The following is a 12,180-nucleotide window of genomic DNA, read 5'->3' on the forward strand; positions in this document are numbered from 1 at the left end:
GAAGTTCGGTCGGATGAGGGGTGTTCCAGCTTGGCGCCGACGGAGATCCGTCACCCGCCCCTCAACCGTCTCGGCGTTGCGCGCCGATCCACCTTCTCCCACAAGGGTAGAGGGCCGGCCGCATCCAGCCGCGCTGGCGACCCAGCGAGGTTAGACGACCAGCATAAATCTCGAATGGAATAATCTCCCATGCCAACCGTCGCCCCGCTTGATCTCGAAGGCCACTGCATCGCCGCCGTCTTGCTCGGCGACGTGCCGCATTTCGCGATGGCCGACGGCGCCGTCCATCGGCTCGACCATGGCCACAAGACAGTTCAGGCCAATGACGGGGTGCTCGCCGCTTTCCATGATGCGGCCAATGACCGGCTGATCACCGGCGGCGAGGACGGCAAGGTGTTTGCCGTGAAGGCGGGCGGCGAGGTCACCGAATTGGCAAGCGCGGCCAAGAAGTGGATCACCAGCGTTGCCGCCGGGCCGCAAGGCGCCGTCGCCTATGCCTCAGGCAAGACCGCCTTCGTGCGCTTCGCCGACGGCAAGACCAGGGAATTCGTCCATCCGCGTTCGGTGGAGGGGCTGGCCTTCTCGCCCAAGGGCATACGCTTCGGCGTTGCTCGCTACAATGGCGCGACGCTGCATTTCCCGGCCGCAGAGGGCAAGCCGGTGGAACTCGAATGGGCCGGCGCCCATACCGGCATCACCTTCTCGCCGGATGGCGCCTTCCTCGTCACCACCATGCAGGAAAACGCGTTGCACGGCTGGAAGCTCGCCGACGGCAAGCACATGCGCATGACCGGCTATCCCGGCAAGGTCAAAAGCCTGTCGTGGAGCGTGAAGGGCAAGTGGCTGGCGAGCTCCGGCGCGCCGGCGGCGATCGTCTGGCCGTTTTCAGGCAAGGACGGGCCGATGGGCAAGGCGCCGCTGGAACTCGGCACGCGCGGCAACGCCATGGTGACGGCTGTCGCCTGCCACCCGAGCCAGGATGTCGTTGCCGTCGGCTATGATGACGGCATGGTGATGGCGGTGCGTTTTGCCGACGCCAAGGAAGTGCTGTTGCGACGGCCGGGCAAGGGCGCCATCACCTCGATGATGTGGGACAAGGAAGAACGCCGTGTCGCCTTCGGCAGTGCCGCCGGCGACTGCGGCGTCATCGACATCACGGCCTGACCCCGCTCACTCCGCTCCGCACGACACTTTGCCGCTGATTTCAACCGGTTTGCCGTCCTGGTCCGTATCCGCCGCGGCGTCGTAGATGGCGAGCGTATAGTTCCCGTCATAGACGCCTTCGTCGCTGGTCTTGGTCAGGATCGTCAGTTCGACCGAGTTGATCTTTTGCGCGGCCTCGTGCTCACGATAGATGTTCAGCCGCAATTCCTTGCCGTCGAGCCAGTACTGCGTCAGGTTGGAATCCTCGAACACGGTCTTCCGCAGGCTGTCGCCGGCAGGCCGGCTCAGAATTTCGAGGTTGCCGCGAAAGTTGAAGGTCGGCCCGCCCATGCCTCTGGTGACGCCTGCCTCGACCTCGAATGTCGCCGCCGTGTCCTCGGTGGAGCACCAGATGCCACCCGACGCGAAGGCAGCGCCAGCCGACGACAGAAGCATTGCCACACACATGATCGTTCGCATTTTACCCCTCCACCTCAATTCCCGCTCATATTGGCGCTGACTTCGGCAGCACGGTCAAGCGCCGCCGCCAAAGGCTGAGCCAACGCAGGGCAGATGCGCGGCCAATTGCGGATGCGGACACGGATTGGCTAAGAGGGATCGACCAGAGGGGTTTTCATGCACAGCGACACGTCCAACACGTCCATCGGCGGCATCGGCCGCGACCGCATTGCCGATTTGCGCGAAACCGAGGGGGCAGCCTTCCGCAAGGCGCGGCCAAAATCGCAAGCCAAGATCGGCAACGGCCTGCCCGGCTTCTTCGGCGGCGTGCCGATGCACTGGATGAACGACTGGCCGACGCCATTTCCGATCCTGGTCGACAGCGCCAGGGGTGCAACGATCATCGACATCGATGGCAACCGGCTCGATGATTTCTGCCTTGGCGACACCGGCTCGATGTTCGGCCATTCGCCGCCGCCGGTGGCACGCGCCATCCGCCGCCAGGCCGGACGCGGCCTGACCTATATGCTGCCTTCGGAAGATGCGCTGGCCATTGGGCCGCTGCTGCAGCAGCGCTTCGGCCTGCCGTTCTGGCAGATCGCGACGACGGCGACCGACGCCAACCGCTTTGCATTGCGTGTTGCCCGTGCCGTCACCGGCCGCGAAAAAATCCTGGTCTTCAACGGCTGCTATCATGGCTCGGTCGACGAAACGATGGTGCGGCTGATCGACGGCAAGCCCGTCAACCGGCGAGGATTGGCGGGCGAGTTCCGCGACTTGACCCGCACGGCCAAGGTCATCGAGTTCAACGATGTTTCAGCACTCGAAGCCGCGCTTAGGGATAAGGACGTCGCCTGCGTCATCGCCGAGCCAGTGCTGACCAATTCCTGCATGGTGCTGGCCGATCCGGGCTACCATGACGCCCTGCGCAAACTGACACGCCAAACCGGCACGCTGCTTCTGATCGACGAGACGCACACGATCTCGACCGGCCCCGGCGGCTACACGATGAAATATGGCCTCGACCCGGACTTCTTCGTGCTGGGCAAGCCGATCGCCGGCGGCGTGCCGGCCAGCGTCTGGGGCATGAGCGACGACGTTGCCTCGCGCTATGCCGACTACAACAGGACCAAGGAGCCGGGCTATTCCGGCATGGGCACGACACTCTCGGCCAACCCGCTGCAGTTCGCGGCGATGCGCGCCACGCTCGAAGAGGTGATGACGCAGGAAAACTACGACCGCATGGATCATCTGGCGCGGCGGCTCGATGCCGGGCTGACCGGCGTGATCGATCGCTATCGCCTGCCCTGGCATGTTTCCCGCGTCGGCGCTCGTGTCGAGTTCATCTGTGCGCCCGGTCCGCTGCGCAATGGCGCCGAGGCGGAAATGGCGCATGCACCGGAACTGGAGGCCGCTATCCATGTCGCGCTGGTCAATCGCGGCGTGCTGATCGCACCCTTCCACAACATGATGCTGATCTCGCCGGCAACCTCGGCTGCCCAGGTCAACCGGCTGATCACCGCCTTCGGCGCGGTTGCGGCGAAGCTTGCGGCATGAGACAAGCGGCGATGGACCACCCCAACGTCATGATAACCTCACCTTCGGGCTCGACACCTGCCGAGGCGCAAGCCTTTCTCGACGCCCATCCCGAGATCGAGGCCTTCGATATCGTGCTGACCGATGCCAATGGCGTCGGCCGTGGCAAGATCGTGCGCCGGCATGAACTGATGAGCATCTTCGAGGGCGGCCGCCATATGCCGATCTCGATCCTCGGCCTCGACATCACCGGCGAGGATGTGCACGAGACCGGACTGATCTGGACCACCGGCGACGGCGACCTCAGGGCATGGCCGATCCCCGGCACGCTGGTGCCGCTCTACGGTACGAGCCCGCCGCGCGGCCAGTTGCTGATGGCGATGTACATGCTCGACGGCCGGCCGATGTCGTCGGATCCGCGGCTGGCGCTGGCTCGGCAGGTGGAGATCCTGGCGGCCAAGGGTCTCTATCCGGCCGGCGCCTTCGAACTCGAATTCTTCCTGCTGGCCAATGAGCGCGACGCCGACGGCAAGGTGCAGCCGGCGCGCGCCGTGCTTGATGGCCGCGTCTCGGGCAAGACCGAAGTCTATTCCGTCGACCATCTGCACGGCATGGAGCCGCTGTTCTCCGACATCTATGCAGCGGCCAAGGCGCAAGGCATTCCGGCCGAGACGGTTATCTCCGAATATGCGCCCGGCCAATACGAATTGACGCTGAACTACCGCAAGGATGTGATGCGGGCGGCCGACGACCTGGTCATGCTGAAGCGGCTGGTTCGGGCGCAGGCGCGCCGCCACGGCGTCACCGCCTGTTTCATGGCCAAGCCGATCGAGAAATATGCCGGCTCGGGCATGCATTTCCACGTCTCGCTGCAGGACAAGGCCGGACGGAACGTCTTTGCCGAAGCCGGCGGCGAGAGCTGGTCGCTGCCGCTGCTGCAGGGGCTTGGCGGCCTGATCCAGACCATGGCGGAATCGATGCTGGTGTTTGCACCGCACGCCAATTCGTGGCGGCGCTTCGTTTCGCAATCCTATGCGCCGGTGGCGCCGACCTGGGGCGTCAACAATCGCTCGGTGGCGCTGCGCGTGCCGGCCGGCGACGCCAAGAACCGGCGCATCGAGCACCGGCCGTCCGGCGTCGACGCCAATCCCTACCTGATCGCTGCGACCGTGCTCGCCGGAATCATCAAGGGCATGGACGAAGGTCTCGATCCGGGACCCGAAACGACCGGCAACGGCTATGAGGCAGCGGTCACGCGCACGACCATGCCGGTCGACTGGCGCGCCGCGATCGAAGCGGGGCGAACGTCCAGCTTCCTGAAGAACGCGCTCGGCGAGGACCTGCACCGGACCTTCGTGGCGATCAAGCAGTCCGAGTACCTGCGTGTGGCACGCACGGTCAGCGAACTGGATTACCACCTCTATCTGCACGAGGTTTGATGGGTTCATGATGGGCGGCGATCACTTTTTCGCCGCCTCCATCAAATGTGGTAGCGGATCTCCTGCTCAGAACATATCATGAACAGATGAGCGCACTTACCGTCCGTGAAAAGCTGGCGATTCTCTCCGACGCCGCCAAATACGATGCCTCCTGCGCCTCTTCCGGTGCGGCGAAAAAGGATTCGCTAAAATCGGGCGGCATCGGCTCTACCGAAGGCATGGGCATCTGCCATTCCTACGCGCCGGACGGCCGCTGCATTTCGCTGCTGAAAATCCTGCTGACCAATTTCTGCATCTACGATTGCAGCTATTGCATCAACCGCTCGTCCTCCAATGTGCGGCGCGCCCGTTTCACCGTCGACGAGGTGGTGAAGCTGACCATGGATTTCTATCGGCGCAACTACGTCGAAGGCCTGTTCCTGTCCTCGGGCGTCGTCCGCTCACCGGACGAGACCATGGGCGAGATGGTCGAAGTGGCACGCCGGCTGCGGCTGGAGGAGAAGTTCTCCGGCTATATCCACCTGAAAACCATTCCGGAAAGTTCGGCCGAACTGGTCGAGAAGGCAGGGCTTTATGCCGACCGGCTGTCGATCAATGTCGAGCTGCCGACCGACGAGGGTGTGAAGCGATTGGCGCCCGAGAAGAAGCCGGAGACAATCCGGCTTTCCATGGCCAGGCTGCGCCAGAAGATGGAGGAGAAGGCTGAGCCGACATTGAAGACCAAGAAGCGCGAACGCTTTGCGCCGGGCGGCCAGTCGACGCAGATGATCATCGGCGCCGACAAGACATCCGACGACGGCATATTGCACACGAGCGCTCGGCTCTATGGCAGCTACCATCTGCGGCGGGTCTATTACTCGGCCTTCAGCCCGATTCCGGATTCGTCGTGGTCGCTGCCGTTGCTGAAACCACCGCTGATGCGCGAGCACCGGCTCTACCAGGCCGACTGGCTGATGCGGTTCTATGGGTTTTCACAGTCGGAAATCCTTGCCGGGAGCAGCGACGGCATGCTCGATCTCGCCATCGACCCGAAGCTCGCCTGGGCGCTGCGCAACCGGGGACAGTTTCCGGTCGACATCAACCGCGCCGACCGCGAAGCGCTGCTGCGGGTGCCGGGTCTCGGCACCAAGGTGGTGGCAAAGATTTTGGAGACGCGCCGGCATCGGCGCATGCGGCTGGAGGATGTCGGGCGGATCTGCCAGTCGATCGCCAAGCTCAGACCGTTCATCATCGCCGAAGGCTGGTCCCCTGGTGCGCTGACCGACAAGGCCGGCCTGCGCGACAAGATCGCCCACTCCTGCGAACAATTGTCGTTGTTCTAATCATGCGGCCGGCGGAACTTGATCTCGCCAGATACAGAGTTCGGCTCGAGAGCGAGACGGATTTTGCCGGCTGGCGTGACTCGGCACGGCGGCTCGCCCTGAATGAGGTCAGACCCGAGGACGTCGATTGGCATGTCGCGCCGGGCTCTGATCAGGCAGAATTGCCTGAAGTGCCTGCGGGCGCGCAGCTCGTCGTGCCGCGCGACTTCATCGGGCATGCCGAAACGGCGTTCTGTCATTCCGATCCCGGCCGGTTTGCCTTTCTCTACCGAATGCTTTGGCGATTGCGCGATGAGCCTAAACTGCTGGAAATCGCGTCGGATCCCGACACCAGGCGGCTTGAGGCCATGGAAAAGGCGGTGCGGCGCGACAGCCACAAGATGCACGCCTTCGTACGCTTCCGGAAAATCGGCAACGGTGCCGATGAGCGCTATGTCGCCTGGTTCGAGCCGGATCATTTCATCGTCGAGCGCAACGCCGATTTCTTCGTCAGACGTTTCACCGGCATGCGCTGGACGATCCTGACGCCTTATGCCTCTGCCGACTGGGATGGCGAAAGGCTGGCGATCGGGCCGGGCGCGGCCAAGGGCGATGCGCCTGATCAAGACGATACCGAGGCGCTCTGGCGCACCTATTTCGAGAACATCTTCAATCCGGCGCGATTGAAGGTGAAGGCCATGCAGAAGGAGATGCCGAAGAAATATTGGCGGAACCTTCCCGAGGCCTCGCTCATTCCAGACATGATCGCAGGAGCGGACAAGGCCGCCAAGGACATGATTGCGAAGATGCCGACAACACCCGCGCCGCACCACGCCAAAGTGCAGGCACGGCATTGGCCGAAGCAGCCCGCCGAAGCACCGGCAGATGATGCAGACACGATTCCCGAGTTGCGCGAGGTAGCGAAAGGCTGCCGCCGCTGCCCGCTGTGGCGCGACGCGACGCAGACCGTCTTCGGTGAAGGCCCCGACAATGCCAAGGTGATCTTCGTCGGCGAACAGCCAGGCGATCAGGAGGATCTCGCCGGCAAACCTTTCGTTGGTCCGGCCGGCAAGGTGTTCGATGCGATCCTGGATGATGCCGGTGTCGATCGGCAAAAGGTCTATGTCACCAACGCGGTCAAGCACTTCAAGTTCGAGCCGCGCGGCAAGCGCCGCATCCACTCCAAACCGAATTCCGGTGAGATTCAGGCCTGCCGCTGGTGGATCGACCAAGAATTCGAGCTGATCAAGCCGAACCTCGCCGTGGCACTCGGCGCGACAGCGGCGATGTCGCTGCTCGGCAAGGCGATCCCGGTGACAAAAATGCGCGGACAATTGATCGAGCGCGAGGACGGATTGCGCGTGTTCATCACCATCCATCCCTCCTTCATCCTGCGCATCCGCGAACCCGCGGACAAGGAGGCTGAACGCGAACGGTTCCTGCAGGATATGAAGCTGGTGAAGCGGCTGATGGCCGCCTGATCAGTCTGTTTTGCGCAATTCCGGACGGAAAACCGCTTCACACTTTTCCTGGAATGGCCTCAGCTACCTGATCAGGATCGCCCTGAGATCGTTGACATTCGTACCGGTCGGACCGGGTACGAAGAGATCGCCAACCGCGTTGAAGGCCGTCCAGGCATTGTTGCCGGCAAGCATAGCCTTTGCGTCCACCCCGGCTGCGCGCATGCGCGATACGGTCGAGCCATCGGCAAAGGCGCCGGCATTGTCTTCCGAACCGTCGATGCCGTCCGTGTCGGCGGCCAGAGCGTGAATGCCTTCGACACCATTGATGCCGATGGCGAAGGCGAGCAGGAATTCCGAATTGCGGCCGCCCTTGCCTTTTGCGCGCAGCGTCACGGTTGTCTCGCCGCCCGACAGGATGAGCACCGGCTTTTGAAATGGCCGGTTGCGGGTCGCCACTTCGCGCGCGATCGCGGCATGGACGCCGCCAACCTCGCGCGCTTCGCCCTCGATGGCATCGGAGAGGATAACCGCCTCGACACCCTGCCGTTTCGCTTCCGCAGCGGCGGCTTCCAGCGACACCCCGGCAGAGGCGATCAGATGCACCTCGTTGCGCGAAAAGCGCTCGTCATCCGGGCTTGGCGCATCTGCGACCGGCGAATTGATATGCGCCATCACCGAGGCCGGCAGTTTCATGCCATAGGCCGATATCGAGGCCAGCGCGTCGGTGCGGCTGCCTGTATCCGGTACGGTTGGGCCGGAGGCGACCATTGCCGGATTGTCGCCGGGAATATCGGAGACGATCAGCGACACCACCCTGGCCGGCCATGCGGCCGCTGCCAGCCTGCCGCCCTTGATGGTGGAAAGATGCTTGCGGATGGTGTTCATCGCCGCGATCGGCGCCCCCGAGGCGAGCAGCGCCTCATTGACGGCGATCTCGTCGGCCAACGTCAGGCCGCCGGCGGGCGACGGCAACAGCGCCGAGCCGCCGCCCGAAATCAGCGCCACCACCAGATCATCCTCAGTCAGACCCTGGACCTTGGCGAGCAGGCGGCGCGAGGCTTCCAGACCGGCAGCGTCCGGCACCGGGTGCGCCGCCTCGATGATCTCGATGCGCTCGCAGGTCGCGCCATAGCCATAGCGGGTGACGACCAGCCCTTCGATGGGGCCGTCCCACACTTTCTCGAACGCTGCCGCCATCTGCGCCGAGCCTTTGCCCGCGCCGATGACGATGGTACGGCCCTTTGGCTTGGCCGGCAGATGATCCCGGATGGTTCGCTCCGGAACGGCGGCGGCGATGGCGGCGTTGAAGATGGAGACGAGGAAGGATTTGGGGTCGAGCACGGTCATTCGGCTTCCGGAGGCAATGTCAGGCCGCGCTTGTCGACGCCCAAATGATCGCACAGCGCATCGACGACGACGCCGTGATCCTCGCGCTCCGGCAGTCCGGAAACGGCGATGACGCCAATGACGCCGGCGCCCTTGACGGTCACCGGAAAGCCGCCGCCGGCCAGCACATAATCTGCAATATCCAACCCCTCACCGACCTTGAAGGTGCGGTCCGGGCGCTGCTGTTCCAGCACCATGCGGTAGGTGCTTCTCAGGAACCGCTTGACCACATTGATCTTGCGCCGCGCCCAGTCGGGATTGGAAGCATTCGAGCCCGGCAGCGCGGCATAGAACAGCGGCCGGTCCCACAGCCTGATGTCGACTATGATGGGTAGATCTTCGGCCAGTGCCCGCTCACGGATCGCCGCGCCGATCTCGAAGGCGACGGCCTCGTCGAAGGCCGGGAAGACCAGCATCTCTTCCTGCTTCTGGATCAGAGCGATGTCGTCCGCAGCGGCCATTTTCTTTCTCCGAAGTCAGTCACAAATCGTGTGTACGACAAGCTCCGCCCGGTCAAGCTTCCGTCGCGGCGATCGTGTTGCCCCGCCAAGGGTCGACCCCCCTCCGTCGAGCTTCGCTCGACACCTCTCCCCCGATCGACGGGGTAGAGGAAGGGGCGCTAAGCTGTCCGAACCGGCGCCCGTCCTGCGAAAACAGAGGCTCCCTTCCTCTCCCTCCGGAGGGGGGAGAGGTGGCGCCGCGAAGCGGCGACGGAGTGGGGGAACCACTTGGCAACAGGCGCAATCATCATCTTGTCCCGTGCGAAGATCCACCCCACTCCGTCGAGCTGCGGTCCTCTCCCCTCGGGGTGAGCGGGTCTTACCCCGCGATCATATCCGCCTTGGCTGCGCGTCCCGCCACATAAACCTCGCGCACGGCGCGGTCGTCGCCCAGCGTTTGCAGCAGGAATAGTTCCTGCGCCAGCGTCTCGACAGTTTCCATCCTGAGCCGCATCGTTGGCGTTGCCCTGGCGTCGAGCACGACGATGTCGGCATCGGTGCCCTCGTCCAGCGTGCCGATCTTTTCCGCCACCGACAGCGCCTCGGCATTGCCACGCGTCATCTGCCAGAAGGACTGGAACGGGTTGAGTTTCTCGCCGTTCAACGCGATCACCTTGTAGCCTTCGTCCATGGTGCGCAGCATGGAGTAGTTGGTGCCGCCGCCGACATCGGTGGCGGCGGCGATCCGGATCGGCTTTTCGCGGCGACGAAAGCGCTGGTAGTCGAACAGGCCGGAACCGAGGAACAGGTTGGAGGTCGGGCAGAACACCGCCACTGAGCCCGAGGCCGAAAGCGCATCCGCTTCGCGCTCCGAGAGATGGATGCAGTGCCCGAACAGGCTCTTTTTCCCCAACAGCCCGTAGTGCTCGTAAACGTCGGTATAGTCGCGCGACCACGGATAGAGTTGCTGCGTGAAGGCGATTTCGGCGTGGTTTTCCGACAGATGCGTCTGCATGTGCAGGTCGGGATATTCCCGGCACAGCGCGCCCGCCATCTCCATCTGCTCCGGCGACGAGGTGATGGCGAAGCGCGGCGTGATGGCGTAGTGCTGCCGTCCCTTGCCATGCCACTCCTTGATCAGCGCCTTCGTGTCGTCGTAACCCGATTGCGGCGTGTCGAGCACGCCGTCGGGCGCGTTGCGGTCCATCATCACCTTACCGGCTATGTTGAGCATGTTGCGGTCATGCGACTCGGCGAAAAACGCCTCCGCCGAGGCCTTGTGCACCGAGCAGTAGGCGGCGACCGTCGTGGTGCCATGGCGCACCATTTCGTCGAGGAACAGCCGCGCGATGCGGCGGCCATGCTGGGCATTGGCGAACTTCGTCTCTTCCGGGAACGTGTAGGTGTTCAGCCAGTCGAGCAGTTCGGCGCCATAGGAGGCGATGACCTGCATCTGCGGAAAATGCACATGCACATCGATGAAGCCGGGCAGCAGCAGATGCGGCCGGTGGTCGATTTTTTTCACCGCTTCGCCGGCCTGCTTTTCAACATCGGCATAGGTGCCCGCGGCGACGATCCTGCCGTCGCGGATCAGCAGGCCGCCATCCTCCTCGTAGCGCCAGGCGGAATGGTCTTCGATGGTTTGCGGCCAGCGCACAAAGGACAACGTGCGGCCGCGCAGAAGTATCGAGGTCATGCTATTTCCCTGCGCCTTCGAACCAGGCCACCAGCAGCGCCCGCTCCTTGTCGGTAATCTGGCTGACGTTGGCGGGCGGCATGGCGTGGCTGCGGCCGGCCTGCAGATAGATTTCGCGGGCGTGGTTGGCGATGTCAGCATCGGTGTCGAGCATCACGCCCTTGGGCGCATGATAGATGCCCTCATAGACCGGCTCCGCCGCGTGGCACATCGAGCAGCGGCCGAGCACGGTGTCGCGCACGGCCGGGAAATGCGCTGAAGCGACATAGATTTGCGCCGCCGCCGATTCCCTGGGTTCGCCGGTCAGCACTTTCGGCGCGGTCGACAGCCAGATGATGATGATGAACAGGACAAGTGCCGCCATCCAGGTCCAGGTCGGGTTGCCCTTGCGCGCGTGGACCGAGTTGAAATAGTGCCGGATCAGCACGCCGATGATGAACACCAGCGAGGCGATGACCCAGTTGAACTCAGTGCCGAACGCCAGCGGATAGTGGTTCGACAGCATCAGGAACAGCACCGGCAGCGTCAGATAATTGTTGTGGAGCGAACGCTGCTTGGCGATCTTGCCGTATTTCGGGTCGGGCTTGCGGCCGGCGATGAGGTCGGCGACGACGATCTTCTGGTTGGGGATGATGACCATGAAGACATTGGCCGACATGATCGTGGCGGTGATGGCGCCCAGATGCAGGAAGGCGGCACGCCCGGTGAACAGATGGGTCAGTCCCCAGGCGATGAACACCAGCACGCAATAGAGCACCAGCATCAGGCCGGTGTCGCTTTTGCCGAGCGGCGAGCGGCACAGCAGATCATAGACCACCCAGCCGACCCCGATCGTTGCCAGCGACAGCAGGATGCCGACCGGCACCGACATCGGCAGCACGTTCGGATCGATCAGGAACAGATCGGCTCCGGCATAATAGACGACGCACAGCATGGCGAAGCCGGACAGCCAGGTGGCGTAGGATTCCCATTTGAACCAGGTCAGGTGTTCCGGCATTTCGGCCGGCGCCACCAGATATTTCTGGATGTGATAAAAGCCGCCGCCATGCACCTGCCATTCCTCGCCGAAGGCGCCTGCAGGCATGCCCGGACGCTGGCGCAGGCCGAGATCGAGCGCGACGAAGTAGAAGGACGAGCCGATCCAGGCGATGCCGGTGACAACATGCAGCCAGCGCACGGCAAAACTCAGCCAGTCCCAGAAAATCGCGAAATCCATCATTGAAGTCGTCCCTGCCGATCGGGTGACTTTACGGTGTGGCGCGCAAACGGAAAGAGGCGAGGTGCACGATGACTTTCAAAAAAAAATGGAAAATACTA

10 protein-coding genes are annotated in these 12,180 nt (G+C 63.5%); 5 read left to right on the top strand and 5 right to left on the bottom strand.

All coding sequences use genetic code 11. The annotated features are described in order from the left end of the window. Positions 1 to 189 precede the first annotated feature (189 nt). On the top strand, positions 190 to 1,164 hold the full coding sequence (locus MESCI2_RS0130965; protein WP_027039864.1) for a WD40 repeat domain-containing protein: 975 nt from the start codon (positions 190 to 192) through the stop codon (positions 1,162 to 1,164). A 6-nt stretch (positions 1,165 to 1,170) separates the two neighbouring features. Here MESCI2_RS0130965 and MESCI2_RS0130970 read toward each other — a convergent pair whose 3' ends face one another. Beyond that, positions 1,171 to 1,623 carry a hypothetical protein gene (locus MESCI2_RS0130970; RefSeq protein WP_027039865.1) on the bottom strand — a complete coding sequence of 151 codons (453 nt, stop codon included), beginning with the start codon at positions 1,621 to 1,623 and terminating at the stop codon, positions 1,171 to 1,173. Positions 1,624 to 1,779: 156 nt separating this feature from the next. On the opposite strand from MESCI2_RS0130970, the gene MESCI2_RS0130975 reads away from it, so the two are divergent. The 4 genes from MESCI2_RS0130975 to MESCI2_RS0130990 all read left to right on the top strand — a co-directional run bounded on the left by MESCI2_RS0130975 (position 1,780) and on the right by MESCI2_RS0130990 (position 7,359). Continuing rightward, on the top strand, positions 1,780 to 3,159 hold the full coding sequence (locus MESCI2_RS0130975) for an aspartate aminotransferase family protein (protein WP_027039866.1): 1,380 nt from the start codon (positions 1,780 to 1,782) through the stop codon (positions 3,157 to 3,159). Beyond that, positions 3,156 to 4,577, top strand: coding sequence for a glutamine synthetase family protein (locus tag MESCI2_RS0130980; protein WP_050596723.1), 1,422 nt, complete (start codon positions 3,156 to 3,158; stop codon positions 4,575 to 4,577). Before MESCI2_RS0130975 ends, MESCI2_RS0130980 begins: the two co-directional genes overlap by 4 nt. Positions 4,578 to 4,663: 86 nt before the next feature. Continuing rightward, positions 4,664 to 5,899 (top strand): putative DNA modification/repair radical SAM protein, encoded by a 1,236-nt coding sequence (locus MESCI2_RS0130985; RefSeq protein ID WP_027039868.1) that lies wholly within the window; start codon positions 4,664 to 4,666, stop codon positions 5,897 to 5,899. A gap of 2 nt (positions 5,900 to 5,901) precedes the next feature. Next, a complete protein-coding gene (locus tag MESCI2_RS0130990; RefSeq protein WP_027039869.1) occupies positions 5,902 to 7,359 on the top strand; it encodes a UdgX family uracil-DNA binding protein in 1,458 nt (485 codons plus the stop codon). A gap of 63 nt (positions 7,360 to 7,422) precedes the next feature. Here MESCI2_RS0130990 and MESCI2_RS0130995 read toward each other — a convergent pair whose 3' ends face one another. From MESCI2_RS0130995 to MESCI2_RS0131010, 4 genes are all read right to left on the bottom strand, one after another. Continuing rightward, complete coding sequence (locus MESCI2_RS0130995; protein ID WP_027039870.1) at positions 7,423 to 8,688, bottom strand: glycerate kinase type-2 family protein; 1,266 nt, start codon at positions 8,686 to 8,688, stop codon at positions 7,423 to 7,425. Then, positions 8,685 to 9,188: a heme-degrading domain-containing protein gene (locus MESCI2_RS0131000; protein ID WP_027039871.1), complete on the bottom strand. Its 504-nt coding sequence runs from the start codon at positions 9,186 to 9,188 to the stop codon at positions 8,685 to 8,687. The genes MESCI2_RS0130995 and MESCI2_RS0131000 overlap by 4 nt, the downstream gene beginning before the upstream one ends. Positions 9,189 to 9,546: 358 nt before the next feature. Further along, positions 9,547 to 10,863, bottom strand: coding sequence for a guanine deaminase (guaD, locus tag MESCI2_RS0131005; protein WP_027039872.1), 1,317 nt, complete (start codon positions 10,861 to 10,863; stop codon positions 9,547 to 9,549). A gap of 1 nt (position 10,864) precedes the next feature. Continuing rightward, a complete protein-coding gene (locus tag MESCI2_RS0131010) occupies positions 10,865 to 12,082 on the bottom strand; it encodes a urate hydroxylase PuuD (protein ID WP_027039873.1) in 1,218 nt (405 codons plus the stop codon). Positions 12,083 to 12,180 lie beyond the last annotated feature (98 nt).

This window comes from Mesorhizobium ciceri WSM4083 (genome assembly GCF_000519305.1).
Classification (GTDB): Bacteria; Pseudomonadota; Alphaproteobacteria; order Rhizobiales; family Rhizobiaceae; genus Mesorhizobium; species Mesorhizobium ciceri_B.

Bases quoted from the DNA above. Each gene is read 5' to 3' on its own strand.
- MESCI2_RS0130970 (WP_027039865.1), bottom strand. From the start codon at position 1,623: ATGCGAACGATCATGTGTGTGGCAATGCTTCTGTCGTCGGCTGGCGCT.
- MESCI2_RS0130965 (WP_027039864.1), top strand. From the start codon at position 190: ATGCCAACCGTCGCCCCGCTTGATCTCGAAGGCCACTGCATCGCCGCC.
- MESCI2_RS0131000 (WP_027039871.1), bottom strand. From the start codon at position 9,188: ATGGCCGCTGCGGACGACATCGCTCTGATCCAGAAGCAGGAAGAGATG.
- MESCI2_RS0130975 (WP_027039866.1), top strand. From the start codon at position 1,780: ATGCACAGCGACACGTCCAACACGTCCATCGGCGGCATCGGCCGCGAC.
- MESCI2_RS0130995 (WP_027039870.1), bottom strand. From the start codon at position 8,688: ATGACCGTGCTCGACCCCAAATCCTTCCTCGTCTCCATCTTCAACGCC.
- MESCI2_RS0130990 (WP_027039869.1), top strand. From the start codon at position 5,902: ATGCGGCCGGCGGAACTTGATCTCGCCAGATACAGAGTTCGGCTCGAG.
- MESCI2_RS0130980 (WP_050596723.1), top strand. From the start codon at position 3,156: ATGAGACAAGCGGCGATGGACCACCCCAACGTCATGATAACCTCACCT.
- guaD (WP_027039872.1), bottom strand. From the start codon at position 10,863: ATGACCTCGATACTTCTGCGCGGCCGCACGTTGTCCTTTGTGCGCTGG.
- MESCI2_RS0131010 (WP_027039873.1), bottom strand. From the start codon at position 12,082: ATGATGGATTTCGCGATTTTCTGGGACTGGCTGAGTTTTGCCGTGCGC.
- MESCI2_RS0130985 (WP_027039868.1), top strand. From the start codon at position 4,664: ATGAGCGCACTTACCGTCCGTGAAAAGCTGGCGATTCTCTCCGACGCC.